Below are 18,278 nucleotides of genomic sequence, written 5' to 3' on the forward strand. Positions count from 1 at the left end.
CCCGTGCGGAATGAACACTTTCTTGGTTTTTTTTTAAATATTTGATATAATTTTAACAAATAGGTGTAACTCAATTAAATGCTGAAAAGCAGCCTATTGCAAAAGTTCAAAATTATCTCCAAAAGTCACTAGGGCATAGGGCTTTAAAGCTCAGTTAATGTCCTCCTAGAGGAGTCCCTGAGAAGCTCACACTCACCTGAAAGGGAGTGTGTGGAGTATGTCACGTTAATATCTGGACAGGCGCTTTCTAACCCTCACCAATTGGGCAGCGGTAATGGGTAATAGTTGTGCCACTAACCACTGACTCCTGACCACTGACCACTGACCACTGACCACCTAACAGTTTTAATTTTTACAATCCTTCTGTGAAGTGGATCTTGTCTAGATTGGGCGTTTAACGATATTCATGAGCATTTCGACTTCTGTACTGAGTGATTTGCTACAGTCACTACCCCACCTGCGTCCCCAGTTATATTTCAAGGCTTCACTGACGGCGCTTTCTCATGCAATGGAAGATCAGGTTTTGGCTGTCACCTTGGATCAGCCCCTGATTATTGCTAGTTTCCAACGAGAGCGATTCTATCGCCAAGAAGCTCATCGCTATCAACGACTTTCGCAGCGGAGTAATCAAATATACGTGCTATCTGCGCCGGAAACAGAGTTTGTCAATAGCTCGGAATACTATGAGAAGGTAGCCTTTGAGCCAGATGATGCTTTGAGTCAAGAATGGCATTTAGTAGTAGTCGCTGATAACTATACTACCTGTTTGGTGTGTCGAGAAAGCGTTGGCTCGATTGCCAAAAATCAGGAGTTACCAGAGATTATCCCCAGTTTAGATATGGACACAGCGCGAAGATTTGAGGGGATTTGGACTTCGGAGAGAGAAGTCAGCCTTAAAGCCGCAGAATTGATCTTAGACAGAATTCAGGTTTACAGACCGGATTTAGCAGACAAAATTAATCAAGCACGTCGCAGGTTTGGCATCGGGAAGGGAAAAAGGAATTCTAAAGCAGTATCACTCAATGAATATGCTTGTGATATTGATACTGACCCTTTTGTACAGCGCTTGGTGACTTACTTACAAGCTAGTCAGTATAAATTGCATAAAGCTTATCGTTCTCTCGCCGCCCAAGCTAGAAAAGAACAGTTGATAAATTCAATTAGCATGGCAATCAGGCGATCGCTTGATCCACACGCAGTTCTCGAAGTAGCTGCTCAAGAATTAGGACAACATCTAGAAGCAGATCGCTGTCTAATTTATCGCGCTCAAGCTACCGATGCCCAAACTATAATTGAACACGAATTTTTAAGTCCTGATGTTGTTTCTGTGCAGGGTCAAACTTGGCATTTAGGGCAAAACCCTCTGTTTCAAGAAATTACCCAACAGGGTGAAGGTATTTGTATTACTGATACACTTACAGATTATCGTGTTACCAGTTCTACATCTCTTTCCTTGATTGTCAGTAAATTTACTATTAATTCTTGGTTGATAGAACCGGTTTTTTCTCAGGGACGACTATTGGGAATTGTCGAGTTACATTATTGTCGTTTACCATCCCATGAATGGCAAGCTGGAGAATTGGATTTAGTTAAAGCGATCGCCACCCACGTAGGAGCAGCACTGATTCAAGCCGAAGCTTTTGCTAATTTAGAAGAATTAAACAAACAGCTAGAAGCCCTAGACCGCACCCGCAGCAACCTGATAGCCATTACAGGTCATGAACTGCGTACCCCCCTATCTACTATTCAAGTTTGCTTAGAAAGCCTCGCTAGTGAGCCGGATATGCCCTTAGAGTTGCAACAGGTAATGCTCAGTACAGCCCTGTCTGACTCCGAAAGAATGCGGAAACTGGTACAAGACTTTCTCACTCTTTCTAACTTAGAAAGCGGTCGTGTGGAATGGCATCCAGAATCTTTAACTTTACAAGAATGTGTAGATTTAGCCCTTAGCCGACTGCGTACACGGTCATCAACGGAAAAAATCCCGAAAATTAAAACGCACATCGCCGAAACTTTACCTTTAATTAGGGCCGATGGTGATTGGCTAGTGGAGGTAATAGCCAAACTGATAGACAATGCTTGTAAATTTACACCCTCTCAAGGAGAAATTACCATTAAGGCTACTCACAACCGCAATCATGACGTGGAAGTGACTGTAACCGATACTGGACGCGGAATTGAACCCAACCGCTTAGAAGTAGTTTTTGACCGCTTTTATCAAGAAGAGGGGGCGCTGCGTCGTACTGCTGGAGGTACGGGGCTTGGTTTAGCGATTTGTCGGCAAATAGTCAACGGCTGGAATGGGAAAATTTGGGCAGAGTCCAACGGTAAAGACCAAGGTAGTCAGTTTCATTTCACTATTCCCATTGTTCAAGCTAGTTAAGACCATATTCTGGAAAAAAATATCCAATTTGTAAGCGGTTTATCTAAATCATCGTTGATAAGCCGTTGGACATTTAACTTGCATATTTATTATTCAGTATGTATTAAAACTCCTGTGGGGTGGGCATCTTGTCTGCCCAACGCCCTAGAAATTAAAAGTTTTTCAGCTTAGTTGCTCATATCTGTAAACCGCTTCACCTTTGCACTTTGCTGTTAGAAATATTACAAATTATTTTAATGAGCATAGTTCTGTATGACTTAACACTACTGGTATTGTATTATTTCATAAAGCTCTTGTTTACAACATTTATAACAAAGCCGATTAGTTAAGTAGACGTTAAGGCTACGCATAGTTCCCTTAGCTAATAACTATCAAACTGTTTCACTATTATTCATGAATTACCCATCTATCAACTTATAATCATGCAACTCAAAATCGAACAACAAACAGGTGGAACAGATAAAAATAGAAACTGGACACTTAAACCTAATAGTGAGTGTATAATTGGCAGTGGTTCAAGTTGTGACATTACTTTACCCTATCCTGACATTGTGAGCGATCGCCATCTCCGGCTATATTTTGACAAATACACCCAAACTTGGCAAGCACAGGACTTAGTTAGCAGCAACGGTACATTTATTGATAGTCAGCGTATTACCGACTACCAAATTACCAGAGAAACGCGGATTGCTGTCGGTGGAGGTATTTTTATCACAGTCACACCAGTGGGAAACGTTGCTTCTAACGCACCAGCACCACCACCACCACCTGTTTATACACCCCCTACTCCCAAGCTTCAACAACCAGTGAGCAATGGAGGTAATTATGAATATAGAGATGAACCATCTGTCAGCAGAAATACTAATAGAAATCGATCTTACTCACGCAAAGTATTAAGTTGGAGAGAATATGTAGAGAAACAAGCAGCAAAACTTGAAGGAATAGGGCATTTAGCAACTTGGTTTCACATGATCACAGGGTTTAGAAATACCCCTTGGATAAGTGGGTTTGGTAGTAATGATAAAGGTAATAACTTTAATTCCTTTGATGGTTACATTCTCCCGGACTTTAAAGAATCTGAAAAAGTTGTCATAGATAAGATTGAAGACAGACTCAGTAAGATGCAACAGTATCAAGATACTGATTGTTTTATTGCTCGTTTAACAGATGCTCATATAGCTGATTCGGCTACTCAGTCTTTTTTAGGAGTAGAACTATTTCCTATTCGACGCAGCGAGTCCGATGAAGCAGACTATAGAAGATTTTGTGTTGTTTCTTATCATCGCGTCAGAACTTATTTGTTAGTAGAAAATTACGGTTCAGACCTATTTGTAAGTTGGGTAACTCGCTTTGAACCAAATCCAACTTCAGTTATTATGCGTCTTTGGTTAATACTAGCGATTATTCTTACCCTATTAACCGCACAGAGTAATAACTTCTACATAATTATCACACCATTAACTATATGGAGTGAAATATATTGGCTAACTCCCTTAATTATGGAATCAATGGGGATTGTTCCTAAAAAAGCTAATGCTCTTTTAGTAATGGGTTTGTTAGTTGTACCAACGTTATTTTTAATATCTATAGCGGCTGGTATTTCAGCTTTCCAAAGGTCTTTTTCTTACTAATCATTGATTTACAACAACTATCAAAACATAAATCTCAATCATGGACATATTCAATTGGATTTTGGGATTATTTGGGGGAATTACACCTGTAGTTGGTATTGTCTTATTAATATTCTTTTTAAGACAAAAGAAAGGACAAGAACTAGATATACCACCACTAGATTTAATTGATGCTAAAAAACTAGATGATATGGTATCCAAGCAAGTGGAAGATGTTCTGAAACCATTGTTGCAAAATAAAGGTTACACAGAAGAACAAATGAAGCAAATCTTGACTCGAACATCTTTAGGTAGTAAAACTTTTCGTCGTTGAATATCGGGTTAATTAAATTATGCTGTCCCCAACTGTCTCTTTACAAAAAATCAATCCTAATACATCTGCTACTGAAATTTTGAAGTCTGCGAAATTAAGCCTTAAATTAGGTAGGTTTCAGCAATCACTGATGATTGCTTATAGTGCAGTTCAGCAAGATCCAAATCAACAACAGATGTACAAAAACCATTATATTCAAGTAATGAGATTGGGGGCAGAATTTGCCGAAGAAATTGAGGATCACCACAAAGCTGCTTACTACTGGGAACAGCTAACTAAACAAATACCAAATGATAGTGATGCTTGGTATGGATTAGGAATTGCAAAGGCTAATTTACAGGATTATCAAGAAGCAATTATAGCTTTAAATCAAGCATTAAAATTACAACCAGGAAATCAAAAAATCCGTTCTATGTTGATAGAAATTCAGCAAATAATGGCAGGGTAAATCTATGGAAGATGATCTTGGTAATAAACCTTACAGTCAAATGATGGTACTTGGAATTGGCATAAGTTATAACTTGTGTTATAATAAAATTATATATCTTGGAAAAACTTAGTCAAAACCAGTAGCATAAAAACATTATGACTGATAAAATTTATCCTATTAATCCTGCAAAGATTGGTAATCAAAACGGATTTCGTCTTCCACAATCTTTTTTTAAAGATTATCCACATTTAGCTAATGCTTCAGGTTATGTACAGGTATTATCTGATAACACATTGTTAGTGAAATTAGATACGGATGATATTAATAATGATGAAGATGAAAGTGTGATGTTAAGTTTATTTTTAGATTTTCTCATGCAAGATGCTATGAAAAATCCTGATAAATTGGTGATGTATACCCAGGAAATGAGTGAAGAAATAGATGATTTAGTAGCAGATTTAGAAATTGAGGAATAGACAGTGGGAAATATGGGATCTGCATTTACTTGTAATGGTTGGCAAATATTTTTATACCCACTATTTAACACTCAATGGATAGAATTGCGTGAAAAGGTCAAAAAATTAAAAGATGAATTACCCAAAGAGGAATTTATCAAACATCCAGACGCTAAATTATTAAAAGCCTTAAATATTGGGATTAAAGAAAAAATTTCCCAAGACCCTTTTGCATCATATTTCGTTTTACAGAAACCTTTACAAAAATATGGTCGTCTGAAAAAAATGGGACTACCAGAAAGATATAGATTGTTTTTTAGGGTTTTTAAAGAACAAAAGATAATTATTATTTTGTGGTTAGGTTTTCCGCGCAAAGAGGGAGATAAAAAAGATTGTTACCAAGTGTTTACTAAAAAAGTTGAAAATGGTGATTTTCCTGAAAGCATTGAACAATTTATGATTGAATGTATGAGTGAAGATAATTTAGATAATTCTGAATAGAGATTTGGTAATAAAATGTCTCATAAAAGGTTTTGTTAAAAATTATGTATAAGAGGAATTTCAAAATATTGGTGAAGTTATACTTGTGTATAATCAGGACTTACGTAAAAGGTCACGAAAGTAGGGGTAATTCATGAATTACCCCTACGCAAGAATAAGGTTTTCAGTCACATCTTGCGTAAGTCCTAATAATGAAAACATGGAATTTATTGATGAAAATTGGTTCTTAAATCATAATTATTTACAAAATACCCTGCTTTGTAGGTTGGGTAGAACGAAGTGAAACCCAACAAAAACCCAATCAAAACAGATGAATAAATGTAATGTTGGGTTTCGTTCCTCAACCCAACCTACTATTTACTATATTTTTAGATAAAACCTAGACACTTGCTGATAAAATCCCAGTTTACATCCTGTTAATCCTTTAATCCTGGACATCCTGATTCAGACAACTAAAAATTACATTATTAGGTGCAATAAAACCATGCAAAACAACTCACAAAACCAAACATTACGCGCTGTACTCGCACAACGTCAAGGAAAGGGATTTTCTGAAGTTGAAGCGACTAACATTTTACGTCAACTTCTTCCACAAATTGACCAATTACATCAACAAAATCAAGTACATGGTCAAATTTCTTTAGATACCATTATCCAAAATAATCAACAGATAATACTTATAGCTACACCCACACCACAACCAGCAAATCAGATAAATATACAGCAAGATATTTATGCTTTGGCTATCGTAATGATTGAATTACTCACGGGTAAAGTAGCTAATTTATTAAAAAATGCTGATGGTAGTTGGAATTGGGAAGATGATTGTTTTGTGAGTGACCAATTTGCAGATGTTATTAATCGAATGATTGGTAATTCTGCACAAGGTCGGTTTAATTATATTAGCGAAATTCTCGCAGCTTTCGGATTATCTACACCTGCTCAACCTGTAATTTCATCACCCGTTAATCAAGTTGTTAATAGTCAGAGTAAAAATAAGATTGCACCTTGGAAGTTTGGTTTAATTGGTGTTGGTTCTATGGTTTTGGTAGGGTTAGCAGGTTTTGGTGTATGGAATTTAGTTTCTCCTATGCGCTTATCAGTTAACAAAAAATCCTTTATTTGTCCATTTGATGGATTAGAGTTAACACTTGAGGTTAAACCAAATGAAGAATATACTACTGTAACTTCTGAATTGACAGAACAAGTAGGAAACGTCCTTAGAAAAAGAATCAGTGATATAGGTTTTAAAAAATTAGAAGTCATTCCTATTAGCACTAATCAACTTTTAATTCAATTACCAGAAGTAAAGGAAATGTTACAATATCAAAGATTAATAGGTGATACAGGTCAACTATATTTTCGTTTGCAAAAACCTAATACAGAAACTCAACTATTAGCCTTAAAGGTATCACAAGCAGAAAAAAAAGCACCTTTAAATAATCAAAATATTGAATCTACGACAAATAAAGAGGAATTAGCAAAAACTAATAAAGCTATAGTAGAATTATTTGAAGATAATCAACCACCACTAACTGGAAAATATGTGATAGATGCTTTTGGTGAACCTACTTCTTCCAATGATTGGAATATTGGCTTAAAGTTTAATAAAGAAGGTGGTGAATTATTTGCTAACCTAACAAAGAATTTAGCCGGTACAGGTAGAAGTATTGGGATTTTCCTAGATGATGAACTTCTTAGTTCTCCTAGTGTGGGACCAGAGTTTGCTGCAACAGGTATTACAGGAGGAAATGCAGTGATAACTGGACGTTTTAAAATACAAGAAGCAAATGAGTTAGCAAGTAAAATTCGCTCTGGTGCTTTACCTGCTCCTGTTGTTGTATTAAAAACAGAAAAAGTTAAAAATAATCGTTGTAAATCTAATTAATTCTAATTAATATTACTGGATAAAAATATATGCTATCACAACTCACCAAATGGGAAACCAACACCGCCCCATCCGTCGCAATTGAACCCACCGAAACCCAAACCATCGCCATATTTTGGGGTGCTATAATTCCCGCAATTCCTGACATTATCTCCCTCGAACAGTCCCGCACAGGAATGAGTTATGATACCGCCCTCAATCAAGTGCTACAATCACAACAAAGATGGATACAACAACTACATGGAGAAAGTCGTTTTACCCTCTCTTTACGCTTAATTACTAGCGGTGATACAGAACAAGATTTAATCTTTGGTTTAGTTGGTAAAACCGAAGGACAAAACGAAGCGGAAACCATCAATTCTGCCCGTAACTTTTTTAACAAAGTCCGCGATACCTTCCCTAATAGCTACCCTCTCCAACCTTGTCAAAATGCCGAAGAATTAGCTTTACTGCGTTTACCTTTTTTACCTTCACCCCAAGGACAAATAGGAGAATTTCGCCGCACTGTTACCAAATTACAAACTATCACCAGTGCAGATATTCCCGATGCTTTTGGTGTGCGTATTGACTCTTGGTGTGCTAATAATTCCAACTTTCAAGAATTATTCCGCGCCTTATTATGTCATCCTACCCCCGCAGGTGTAGCCATTAATTTAAAACCTACCCAACTCACAGATAAAGAAAATAAATATTTATCAGAACAAGCGCGGATGTATGCCAATATTGCCAGCATTAGCCGCAGTGAAAATACTCAAAACCGCATCATGTCTAGCGGTGTCACCTATCAAGAAAAACTGGTAGAAGCAGAACAGGCTTCTCAAGCATGGACTAAATTACAAACAAATTGGCGCAGTCCTTGGGAAATGACTATTAGCGTCATATCTGAGTCTGCTTTACCTCAGTCCGTTATTGCTGCATTTCAAACCGCTATTGATGGTAAACCCCAAACCGAAACCCAACTGCGGGGAAGTGGAGAGGTAGTTAAAGCCGAAACCGAAGCGCAAAAAATGGCAGTTTGTCAAAATTGGGTTGACTTAACTGTACACCGTTGGGCAAATAGTTATGATTTAATCCGCTTACCTTGGTTATTTAGTCCTGAAGAAGTACATAGCGTGTTTCGTCTCCCCATTGCTGATAGAAATGGTGTCTGGGGTTTACCTTCCGCACCAGGTGCTAAAGATGCCCGTCGTCCCCAAAAAGTCAGCACCACACCGTCAGAAATTCGCATTGGTTCACTGGAATTAATCAAAAAACAATTAACTCAACATTTATTAATTTGTGGTGTTCCTGGTAGTGGAAAAACCAACACATCTTTATATTTATTAGAAACATTATGGCGGGAACATCGCATTCCTTGGATGGTGTTAGAACCTGCAAAAACCGAATATCGCGGACTGCGTTCTGTGGCGAGTTTAACCAATAACTTATTAATATTTACATTGGGTGATGAACGGGTAGCACCGTTTAGATTTAATCCTTTTGAAGTTGCCCCAACTATAAATTTAGATAGCCATTTAGGGGCATTGATAGATTTATTTTCTGTGTCTATGAGTATGTGGGGACCTTTGCCTAATGTGGTTGAACAATTAATACAGGAAGCATATAAAAGGAAAGGTTTTACAATTTTAGGTGATAACAGTAAATTAAGTCCGCCCCAATTCTCTGATTTAATCAATTTAATTCCTGAAATTGTTCCCAAACTGGGTTATAAAAAAGAAACCACTGATGAAATTACGGCAGCTTTATCAGTGCGGTTAAATAAATTCTGTCGGGGTGCTTTGGGGAGAATGTTAAATACTACTCACTCAGTACCTTTTGATGAATTAATGCAGAGTCCAGTAATTTTGGAAATTAGCCAAATTACTAATACCGATGACCGCGCTTTTATCATGGGTTTAATTCTCAATCGTTGTTATCAATATTGGACAGCGAGAAGACATCAAGCAACGGGAGAATTAAAGCATTTGTTATTAATTGAAGAAGCACATAATTTATTAGGTGATGTAGCAGAATCTAGTAATCAAGAACAAGCAAATCCTAAAGGTAAAGCCGTGAAAAACTTTGCCAATATGTTAGCAGAAGTGCGCGGTTTTGGTCAAGGAATTGCGGTAGCAGAACAAAATCCTAATGGTTTAGTGACAGATGTGATGGTAAATACAAATATTAAATTAGCCCATCGAGTTGTGGAAGCAAAAAATCGAGAAGCATTAAGTCGTTCGATGTTATTAACTCCTCAACAAGAAAAGTCTTTAGCTTCTTTAGGAACTGGGCAAATGTTGTATTATATTGGTGGGAATATTGAACCCAGTATTACTAATGCGCCGAATTTTAAAGATAATACTGCTAATGGTTTTAATCCCCGGTTAACAGATGCAGAAATTCAAAGTTATTTTCAAAGAAGTTTTCAAGCAAAATATCCCCAATTGTACGCTTTACCTTTAGGTTGTCCCACAAATCCATTATTAGCGCACTGTTTAGAACAGGGTGCAGATTTGGTACAAATACTTTCTGAACATCCAGAATATAAGACTTTAAAACCTAATATAATTTTACAATTATTAGCTGCTCCTTTTGGTGTTCCTGTGTTAGATTTGGTTAAGCCAGTATTAGGTAAGATTTTAGTGAGTAGGGGGGTTAATCATTTACAAGTTGAGCAAATTCAAGGAATTTTAAATAGTGCCATTTCTTTGTTAGCATTGGAAGCAGTCCAGGAAAAGGGAAAGGTGCATGGTTGGTTAGGTAAAGATGTGGAATTTGCTCATGGTTTGTTGATGAAGGCTATTTTAAATCCTGGGGATGAGGTGTTAAGTCAATGGGTGAGTATTTGTCAAATTCCTCAACATTTATTGCAGTTGGGTTTACCTCATCCTGAGTATGGTAAACATGAGTTTCCGGGGGTTTTTAGGTATGAAGCAAATATTTTAAGAAATAAAAAGGAAGAGTTTTTCCAGTATTTAAGCAAATCACAAACAACACCAGGAAAGAGTTTAGAAGATTGGATTTCTCAATCTTTACCATTTTTATTTCCAGTTTTATCATCGCAGTTAAGAAAGTCTTTATTTATTGATACTGCAATTGAGATAACTGAAGGTAAGCAAAAGTTTTTAAGTCAGTTTATTGGTTGAAAATTTAGAAAAAATAGGAGAATTAAATTATGAGTAATGACAATAATTTAAAAAAGGCTGTACAAATAGGAATGATTGGTTTAGCTTTTGTTAATGGTGCATCTGAAAATAAAACTATTCCTGAAGTTCCCAATGAACCTAGCTATTCTCAAGTACAAACTACAGAAGCTAAGTGTGATCCTCTTGCTAAACAATCTCAAGATTTAAACAATAAAAATCCTACAGAAATACCAAAATCTACAGGTGAACTTGCAGATGCGAAAGAACAAAGTGATGATCAAAAACGAGATCAAATTGATAAAGATATTGCTGCTGAAAATCAACCAACTATATCAGGATCACCACCTGAATTAACTTCTTGTCCAGTACCATCAGAAGATAAGTATGCCCAATTACAAGAACCCATAACAGCAAGTGGAGTAACTGTTCCTGAATTGAGAGTAAACACTCCAATTCCTGAGCAAACTTTCCCTAAACCTGATATCGCTAGTCTTATTCAAAAACCTGAAACTCATAGCTATAACATACCAAATGATAATGCTGATTTAGCTAATCAATTGCGTAGTGAAACATTTTCTCCATCTTCTCAAAATGAACCGCAAGAAGTAAATGGTGATAATGGAAATATATAGCGCAAATGAGTTTTCAAATTCAGAAATATCAATCCATAACTTCCTCTGCTAATAATCTACCATCAACTCGTTCATAATCATCTTCTAATAACACAGAATGTGCTTGATCGTAGGTTAAATTATCTAATTTTGTCTGATAATTTGCGGCTGGATCATAAATCCCGCACTTACCGTTTTTATCACCCACTAACATCAAAATACGTGGAGGAAAAACAATCAAATCTACCCATAATTCTACAAATTGCCAATCAGTAATTTGTTTTCCGAGGTCTGGTACGTGGGATAACATGATATAAATCTGTTCCTTTAATAATTTTAATTTCAGCGTAATCAAGTAAAATCCTGCTACCGTCTGCTCGCAAATATCTTATTTTCTTGTGTTATTCAATAAACATAAATAGGGGATACCTATTTATGTAATTTTTAATAAATTATCAGAAGCTAGTCACGGAATGACTACGTTTGAGCATAAAGACAGCCAAGATAATACCGACAATTGCTAACCCCGCAGTAGGATAAAAGAAAGCCGTGTAACTGCCGAAAATATCCCTAATTCTGCCAGCTAATAAAGTTCCACCTAACGCACCCATACCGTAAGCGGTGAAGACAATACCATAATTTTTGGCGTAGTCTTGAGGTGGAAACATGATTAAAGTAGAAGTAGGAGCGATCGCTAACCAGCCACCCAAAGCCAAATAAAACAGAGAAAAAGCTACAATTTGACACTCCCCGGTCTAAAGACACGGGGATTCTACATTCATAGTCAAAACTTGCTCAACCAGGTTTGCACCAAGTAGAGTAGAGGCTTCAACTCCTGTAGCGTTACTTTGGGGATGCCCTCCCCTAGTTTCGGCTTCGCTCAACTGCCGAGCTTTTGCAAGATTTAAAATATTAATTGCGGCGTTTATATCTCTATGCAATTCGCATCCACAACTACAATTATGGGTGCGAGTTGATAGAGCCTTTTTGACAATCACACCACAGCTAGAACACTTTTGAGAAGTGTAATGTGGTGCTACAGCTATAACCACTTTGTCGAATTTAACCGCAAAATATTCAATCCATTGCCTGAACAAATACCAACTAGCATCACTAATTGATTTTGCTAAACAATGGTTTTTTACCAAATTTGAAACCCTTAAATCTTCATAGGCTACTAAGTCGTTAGACTTGCATACGTTACGCGCTACTCTCTTAGCGTGTTCAATCCGTTGCCTACTTACTTTTAAGTGTTTTTTAGCGTGAAGTTTCCTAGCTTTTTTTCTACAACTAGAACCTTTCCGCTTTTTGTAAATCCGTTTTTGAGAATGTTTAATTGATTTTTCAGCTTTCCTCAAAAACTTAGGGTTAGGTTCATGATGCCCGTTAGAGTCAGTGTAAAACGACTCAATACCAACATCTAAACCAATTTCTTCACCTGTTTTTGGTTGAACATCTATAACGTTAATACCAATGCAAAACTGAGCATAATATCCATCAGCACGACGGATTAAACGCACTCGTTTAACATCTTTAAGTTCGTAGGATTGAATATCCCATTTACCTAAAAGTTTTAACTCACCGATCCCTTTTCTATCAGTAAAAGTGATGCGTCGCTTTGTTTCGTGTAGCTTCCATCCAGATGTTTTATATTCAACTGAACGGCAGTTTTTTTGAAAACGGGGGAATCCCTTTTTCCCAGATTTTTTAGATTTACAATTGTCGTAAAACCTTGATATAGCAAACCAAGCTCTTTCTGCTGCTGATTGCACAGCCATTGAGTTTAATGCAGTAACAAAAGGAAATTCCTTCCGAAGTTCAGTAGAGTATTTATTAAGAGCGAATTTATCAACTTTTAGCTCACGTTGTGCATCCATCCAATACCTAATCGCCTTGTTACGAACGAATTGGGTAGTCCGAATTGCATCATCTATGGCGTTGTATTGATGTTGTTTTCCCTTGACTTTATACTCTAGAACTATCATTGGTTTATTTATTTACGACCTATTAATATAGTATCATATATAGGATACAAATAGGAGACGACATGAAGACTGAATATATAAGAATTAGGACTACACCGCGCAGATTTCATAAACTAAAGTTATTAGCGGAGCAAAAAGAATATTCTGTAACTAGATTAATAGAGGATTGGATAGATAGTTTACCAGATCCGGCATCAGTGCAGGATAAATCCTGCAACTAGCCTTCATCCCTTGTCTGAAGCACAGATGTGACTTCCTAAGTCAGTCACATCTTCAAGGGTTTTCGGCATTTATCTTATAAGTGAGTACACTTCCCTCACCAGCACTGAGCATCATAATTGAGGCAATTAAAATTAAAACAAAAGAAACAATTGCCCCTAGTTTTGGCGTAAATTTATCAGTGAACCAACCAAAAAACAAACGTCCTGCACCATTAAAAATAGCAAACAGAGAAACTGTATTGGCTGCTGTACCTGCATCCAACTTAATAATTTCCTGTGCTAGAGAACTAGAAATACCAATAGTAGCTAATCCCGCAAACGAGCCAATAGTATAACACAACCACAACCCGTAAAAACCCGAAGTTTGCAGAATTGATCCTGAAGTTGTCGCTTGGGAATTTGTTTGTACAGAAACAGGAGGAGTCCAGCCTTCTGGTTGCCAACCTGCGGGCGGTGTTTTTAATACAGTAGAAATAGCTGTAATAATAGCCGCAAAAGCAATACCTAAAATTACGAAAGTTTGCTTAACTCCGAAACCATCTATCAGATACTTTGCTAAAGGAGCAGTAATTAAAGGTGACAAACCAAACCCAATTACAGTAGCACCAACAGCCAAACCTTTTTGATCAGGAAACCACTTAGCTACCACAACTAAGGGTACACCGTAAGCAATACCCACACCAATACCAGCGATCACACCATAGGTAATAGTTAACATTGGGATATTGCCACCCAGACTAGAGAGAAGATAACCCAAAGCAGTAATTAACCCGCCTACACCTGTAATCCAACGAGTATCAAAACGATTGATGTAAAAGCCAGTGATAGGCATTAAAAGTGCAAATACAACCAGCAACACTGTAAATGGTAACAGGCTATCAGTTGCACCCGCATTTAAGAGTTTTTCCAAAGGCTTTCTAAAGATACTCCAAGAATAAACTGTACCTAAACACAGTAAGACATTTATACTCAGAGGAATCAATAACCAACGGCCTTTTTCAGCGGACATACCAAACAGTTGTACTTTTTCCATTTATTTCAATTATTCTTTCTTTTGCCTTCTGTTCCCTGTTCCCTTCTTTCCCAATCACCAATTTCCTAAAAACTGTTACAGTCTATAACGCGATCGCAATAAAAGGTGGGTTACGGTGTTAGTATGCCCTAAAAACGTTGAGAGAAAACCTTAACCTTATGGCAACTCTAACTGGACAAACTCCCCTCTTCGGCGGTAGCACTGGCGGTCTACTTAAAAAAGCAGAAGTAGAAGAAAAGTACGCTATCACCTGGACAAGCCCCAAAGAGCAGGTTTTTGAAATGCCTACTGGTGGCGCTGCTACAATGCTAAAAGGCGAAAACTTGCTTTATTTGGCTCGCAAGGAGTATGGTATCGCTTTAGGCGCTCAACTCCGCAAATTCAAAATCACTGACTACAAAATTTACCGGATTCTCCCCAGCGGTGAAACCACTTTCATTCACCCTGCTGATGGTGTCTTCCCTGAAAAGGTAAACCCTGGTCGTCAAATGGTTCGCCACGTACCCCGCAGAATTGGTCAAAACCCCAGTCCTGCACAACTCAAGTTCAGTGGTAAAGCTACCCACGACGCATAATGTCTAGGGATTGGTGATTGGGGACTGGGGACTGGGGACTGGGAATTGTAGATAATGATAAATGCTGATAATTTATCATTCATCTTCTATAATCATCCTCACACCCAATCACCAATCCCCAATCCCTAATCACCAGGTTATTTATGATTTTCCCCGATTTCCACCAATTTACAGAACTAGCTCAAAAAGGTAATTTTGTCCCTGTCTATCAAGAATGGGTAGCTGACCTAGATACCCCTGTTTCTGCTTGGTATAAGGTCTGTGCAGATCAACCTTACAGCTTTTTGTTGGAATCGGTAGAAGGCGGGGAAAAACTAGGGCGTTATAGTTTATTGGGTTGTGATCCGCTGTGGATTTTAGAAGCACGGGGAAATAAAACCACTCAAACACATCGAGATGGTTCTCAACAAGTTTTCACAGGTGATCCTTTTACAGTTTTAGCTGATTGTTTAGCACCTTATCACCCAGTAAAATTACCACAACTACCTTCAGGAATCGGTGGTTTATTCGGGTTTTGGGGTTATGAATTAATTAACTGGATTGAACCTCGTGTACCTATTCATCCCCAAGATGAGCGTAATATCCCTGATGGATTATGGATGCAGGTAGACCAACTGTTGATATTTGATCAGGTTAAACGCAAAATTTGGGCGATCGCCTATGCTGATTTACGAGATACTGATAATTTAGCAGCAGCATATCAAAAAGCGAGCGATCGCATTCAAGAAATGGTAAGTAAATTATCCTTACCTTTATCACCAGAAAATACTAAATTACCTTGGACATCTCCCCAAAATAAACCCAAAGCAGGAATAGAAGAATACACCAGCAATTTTACCAAAAAAGAATTTTGCGCGAGTGTAGAAAAAGCCAAAGAATATATTAAAGCCGGCGATATTTTTCAAGTTGTAATTTCGCAAAGATTATCTACAGAATATACAGGTGATCCTTTCGCTTTATATCGTTCTTTACGCCAAATTAACCCATCACCTTACATGGCGTTTTTTAACTTCCAAGACTGGCAAATTATCGGTTCTAGTCCTGAAGTAATGGTCAAAGCAGAACGAGATGAAGAAGGGGGAATTATTGCCACAGTTCGACCCATTGCAGGAACAAGACCGAGAGGAAAAACCACCAAAGAAGATGAAGCTTTAGCAGCAGATTTACTTCAAGATCCTAAAGAAGTTGCCGAACACGTCATGTTAGTAGATTTAGGACGCAATGATTTAGGAAGAGTCTGTAAAAGTGGTACAGTTAAAGTTGATGAATTAATGTTAGTTGAACTGTACTCTCACGTTATGCACATTGTTAGTAATGTAGTTGGTAAATTAGCAGATAATAAAACCGCATGGGATTTATTAAAAGCTTCTTTTCCAGCGGGAACAGTTAGCGGTGCGCCAAAAATTCGCGCAATGGAAATAATTAATGAATTAGAACCAACCCGCAGAGGAGTATATTCTGGGGTGTATGGATATTATGATTTTGAAGGACAATTAAATACAGCGATCGCTATTAGAACAATGGTGTTAAATAATCAAATTGTCACAGTTCAAGCAGGTGCAGGTTTAGTAGCAGATTCCGAACCAGAAAAAGAATATGAAGAAACATTAAATAAAGCTAGAGGTTTATTAGAAGCAATTCGATGTTTACGGTAATTAATACCCAAATCCCTAACTTCTTGGAGAAGTCGGGGATCTAAATCCTTACATTATATAAGCCTTCATTCCATGCAAAAACAAACCTAAACCCCAACCCAAAAGGGGAAAAATAGCCCAAAAATATCCAGGACTTGTGAACAAATTCAGCAAAATCAAAAACCCATTCACCGCAATAAAAGTAATCAAATGTACTTGGAACTCTTTGCGTTTTTGATTATTAGACATCTGATCTTTTTTCACTTCCACTTCTTTTGTTAACCATTCCTGTTCCGCAGCTTTTAGAGATTCTGAAGAAACACCTAATTCTGATGCGATTTCTATAATCTGTTCCCGTGTAAATTCTCCCTGTTGCTTACGTTTAAAAGCAACTTCCAGAATTTGTTGCATTTCTTCTGAATTGTAAGTCATTATCAATACCTAAAATGGTAAAAAATACTTCTCAGATTGACTTTTGCAGCGATAGATACACAACCTTAAAAATATATTTTCCTGTTTTTATCAACAGATGAGAAATATATTTTATCTTTCAAAGATAAACTAATGTAGTATTTAAAAACACAAATTGAGTAATAATCTGAGATCAACAACTTTTTCAAATATCAACTATACCATCCCAATCGTTTAGAAATATCTGTCACATTAATCACAGAAGCAACTAATTTATAACAACATTCTGACTCACTTTGAAATGAAGGTTGAAAAGGTTCACTTAAACTAATAGTTAACCTAAATTTATCAGGTTCAAAATTTTCTAACTTGAGTTTTTCTATTACCTCTTCACAGGAATATATTCCCTCTTCCAAATAATTTAGTTTATCTATCCAAATCGGATCAGTAATTGGTAAATCATAAAAATTACCACATAAACAAAAAAGACATCTACAAGTTTTTTTATTTTGAGAATTATATTTAATTTCCCATTCTAATTCTTCTGGATTTATCATAGCTAATGAAGATTTAAGTGGTGATATTTGCAAATCCTCATAACGTATAAATTTATCGAAATTACCTAATAATTTAGGTTCAGAAGAATTTTGTTTAATTTCTGGTTTGAGTAATTTTTGTGCTTGTTCTAAACTAGCTTTTCCTAAAATCTGCCATTTATAACTATAATGAATTAAGTAATTTTCTGGATGATGACATTGTGGTTCATGTCTCATCAAAGGAATTCTAATAATATCAAATAACTCTGGTTCTCTACCATATTTAGTAGTGTAATGTTCTGGATATAAAGTACCATCTCTTTTATTAGAAATTGGCCGCAACCACCCAGAACCATCAGTTTTCATACCAGCAATACAAATTCCACCATGTTTAGTAGATTTAGCAAGACAGATAATATCAAAGGTCAGCATTTTTTAGTCTCATTAGCACCCTAATTACCTAAGTAATAGTAGAACAAGACAAATTTATATGTGAACAGTAAAATCACGTACTGCTTAAACAAAGAAGTCAGGGATATAAATCTG

At 36.9% G+C, this 18,278-nt stretch carries 18 protein-coding genes; 11 read left to right on the forward strand and 7 right to left on the reverse strand.

Translation table 11 applies throughout. From position 1 onward, the window contains the following. Positions 1-406: 406 nt before the first annotated feature. The 9 genes from VB694_RS16460 (at position 407) to VB694_RS16500 (ending at position 11,358) form a co-directional block, all read left to right on the forward strand. Positions 407-2,383 carry a DICT sensory domain-containing protein gene (locus tag VB694_RS16460; protein ID WP_323361415.1) on the forward strand — a complete coding sequence of 659 codons (1,977 nt, stop codon included), beginning with the start codon at positions 407-409 and terminating at the stop codon, positions 2,381-2,383. A 422-nt stretch (positions 2,384-2,805) separates the two neighbouring features. Further along, complete coding sequence (locus VB694_RS16465) at positions 2,806-4,014, forward strand: FHA domain-containing protein (protein ID WP_323361416.1); 1,209 nt, start codon at positions 2,806-2,808, stop codon at positions 4,012-4,014. Between the two features lie 40 nt (positions 4,015-4,054). After that, entirely contained in the window at positions 4,055-4,327 is a 273-nt protein-coding gene (locus tag VB694_RS16470; protein WP_323361417.1) for a hypothetical protein, read from the forward strand. Between the two features lie 19 nt (positions 4,328-4,346). After that, the gene (locus tag VB694_RS16475; RefSeq protein ID WP_323361418.1) at positions 4,347-4,775 is read left to right on the forward strand and encodes a tetratricopeptide repeat protein; all 429 of its coding nucleotides are present in this window, start codon (positions 4,347-4,349) and stop codon (positions 4,773-4,775) included. 137 nt (positions 4,776-4,912) lie between these two features. Further along, positions 4,913-5,233 carry a hypothetical protein gene (locus tag VB694_RS16480; RefSeq protein ID WP_323361419.1) on the forward strand — a complete coding sequence of 107 codons (321 nt, stop codon included), beginning with the start codon at positions 4,913-4,915 and terminating at the stop codon, positions 5,231-5,233. A 12-nt stretch (positions 5,234-5,245) separates the two neighbouring features. Next, on the forward strand, positions 5,246-5,713 hold the full coding sequence (locus VB694_RS16485; RefSeq protein WP_323361420.1) for a type II toxin-antitoxin system YhaV family toxin: 468 nt from the start codon (positions 5,246-5,248) through the stop codon (positions 5,711-5,713). 484 nt (positions 5,714-6,197) lie between these two features. Then, entirely contained in the window at positions 6,198-7,601 is a 1,404-nt protein-coding gene (locus VB694_RS16490; protein ID WP_323361421.1) for a SecDF P1 head subdomain-containing protein, read from the forward strand. Positions 7,602-7,630: 29 nt separating this feature from the next. Next, complete coding sequence (locus VB694_RS16495) at positions 7,631-10,726, forward strand: ATP-binding protein (RefSeq protein WP_323361422.1); 3,096 nt, start codon at positions 7,631-7,633, stop codon at positions 10,724-10,726. 29 nt (positions 10,727-10,755) lie between these two features. Next, entirely contained in the window at positions 10,756-11,358 is a 603-nt protein-coding gene (locus tag VB694_RS16500; protein WP_323361423.1) for a hypothetical protein, read from the forward strand. 28 nt (positions 11,359-11,386) lie between these two features. On the opposite strand, the gene VB694_RS16505 is transcribed toward VB694_RS16500, so the two are convergent. The 5 genes from VB694_RS16505 to VB694_RS16520 form a co-directional block, all read right to left on the reverse strand. Then, positions 11,387-11,647, reverse strand: coding sequence for a hypothetical protein (locus VB694_RS16505; protein ID WP_323361424.1), 261 nt, complete (start codon positions 11,645-11,647; stop codon positions 11,387-11,389). Beyond that, positions 11,607-11,720: a DUF6972 family protein gene (locus VB694_RS25325; protein ID WP_416233487.1), complete on the reverse strand. Its 114-nt coding sequence runs from the start codon at positions 11,718-11,720 to the stop codon at positions 11,607-11,609. Before VB694_RS25325 ends, VB694_RS16505 begins: the two co-directional genes overlap by 41 nt. Positions 11,721-11,792: 72 nt before the next feature. After that, positions 11,793-12,053, reverse strand: a complete 261-nt coding sequence (locus tag VB694_RS16510) for a hypothetical protein (protein ID WP_323361425.1) — start codon at positions 12,051-12,053, stop codon at positions 11,793-11,795. 39 nt (positions 12,054-12,092) lie between these two features. Then, entirely contained in the window at positions 12,093-13,322 is a 1,230-nt protein-coding gene (locus VB694_RS16515) for a transposase (protein WP_323361426.1), read from the reverse strand. A 273-nt stretch (positions 13,323-13,595) separates the two neighbouring features. Further along, positions 13,596-14,576: an OFA family MFS transporter gene (locus VB694_RS16520; protein WP_323361427.1), complete on the reverse strand. Its 981-nt coding sequence runs from the start codon at positions 14,574-14,576 to the stop codon at positions 13,596-13,598. Positions 14,577-14,734: 158 nt separating this feature from the next. On the opposite strand from VB694_RS16520, the gene VB694_RS16525 reads away from it, so the two are divergent. Together VB694_RS16525 and trpE are read left to right on the forward strand one after the other, a co-directional pair. Next, positions 14,735-15,151 (forward strand): photosystem I reaction center subunit II PsaD, encoded by a 417-nt coding sequence (locus VB694_RS16525; RefSeq protein WP_323361428.1) that lies wholly within the window; start codon positions 14,735-14,737, stop codon positions 15,149-15,151. Positions 15,152-15,294: 143 nt separating this feature from the next. Beyond that, positions 15,295-16,806: an anthranilate synthase component I gene (trpE, locus tag VB694_RS16530; protein ID WP_323361429.1), complete on the forward strand. Its 1,512-nt coding sequence runs from the start codon at positions 15,295-15,297 to the stop codon at positions 16,804-16,806. 48 nt (positions 16,807-16,854) lie between these two features. Here the strand turns inward: trpE and VB694_RS16535 are convergent, their stop codons facing one another. Together VB694_RS16535 and VB694_RS16540 are read right to left on the reverse strand one after the other, a co-directional pair. Next, the gene (locus VB694_RS16535; protein ID WP_323361430.1) at positions 16,855-17,217 is read right to left on the reverse strand and encodes a 2TM domain-containing protein; all 363 of its coding nucleotides are present in this window, start codon (positions 17,215-17,217) and stop codon (positions 16,855-16,857) included. 191 nt (positions 17,218-17,408) lie between these two features. Beyond that, complete coding sequence (locus VB694_RS16540; RefSeq protein ID WP_323361431.1) at positions 17,409-18,164, reverse strand: dual OB domain-containing protein; 756 nt, start codon at positions 18,162-18,164, stop codon at positions 17,409-17,411. Positions 18,165-18,278 lie beyond the last annotated feature (114 nt).

The organism is Anabaena sp. UHCC 0451 (assembly GCF_034931405.1).
Classification (GTDB): Bacteria; Cyanobacteriota; Cyanobacteriia; order Cyanobacteriales; family Nostocaceae; genus RDYJ01.

Bases quoted from the DNA above. Each gene is read 5' to 3' on its own strand.
- VB694_RS16460 (WP_323361415.1), top strand. From the start codon at position 407: ATGAGCATTTCGACTTCTGTACTGAGTGATTTGCTACAGTCACTACCC.
- VB694_RS16465 (WP_323361416.1), top strand. From the start codon at position 2,806: ATGCAACTCAAAATCGAACAACAAACAGGTGGAACAGATAAAAATAGA.
- VB694_RS16470 (WP_323361417.1), top strand. From the start codon at position 4,055: ATGGACATATTCAATTGGATTTTGGGATTATTTGGGGGAATTACACCT.
- VB694_RS16475 (WP_323361418.1), top strand. From the start codon at position 4,347: ATGCTGTCCCCAACTGTCTCTTTACAAAAAATCAATCCTAATACATCT.
- VB694_RS16480 (WP_323361419.1), top strand. From the start codon at position 4,913: ATGACTGATAAAATTTATCCTATTAATCCTGCAAAGATTGGTAATCAA.
- VB694_RS16485 (WP_323361420.1), top strand. From the start codon at position 5,246: ATGGGATCTGCATTTACTTGTAATGGTTGGCAAATATTTTTATACCCA.
- VB694_RS16490 (WP_323361421.1), top strand. From the start codon at position 6,198: ATGCAAAACAACTCACAAAACCAAACATTACGCGCTGTACTCGCACAA.
- VB694_RS16495 (WP_323361422.1), top strand. From the start codon at position 7,631: ATGCTATCACAACTCACCAAATGGGAAACCAACACCGCCCCATCCGTC.
- VB694_RS16500 (WP_323361423.1), top strand. From the start codon at position 10,756: ATGAGTAATGACAATAATTTAAAAAAGGCTGTACAAATAGGAATGATT.
- VB694_RS16505 (WP_323361424.1), bottom strand. From the start codon at position 11,647: ATGTTATCCCACGTACCAGACCTCGGAAAACAAATTACTGATTGGCAA.
- VB694_RS16515 (WP_323361426.1), bottom strand. From the start codon at position 13,322: ATGATAGTTCTAGAGTATAAAGTCAAGGGAAAACAACATCAATACAAC.
- VB694_RS16520 (WP_323361427.1), bottom strand. From the start codon at position 14,576: ATGGAAAAAGTACAACTGTTTGGTATGTCCGCTGAAAAAGGCCGTTGG.
- VB694_RS16525 (WP_323361428.1), top strand. From the start codon at position 14,735: ATGGCAACTCTAACTGGACAAACTCCCCTCTTCGGCGGTAGCACTGGC.
- trpE (WP_323361429.1), top strand. From the start codon at position 15,295: ATGATTTTCCCCGATTTCCACCAATTTACAGAACTAGCTCAAAAAGGT.
- VB694_RS16535 (WP_323361430.1), bottom strand. From the start codon at position 17,217: ATGACTTACAATTCAGAAGAAATGCAACAAATTCTGGAAGTTGCTTTT.
- VB694_RS16540 (WP_323361431.1), bottom strand. From the start codon at position 18,164: ATGCTGACCTTTGATATTATCTGTCTTGCTAAATCTACTAAACATGGT.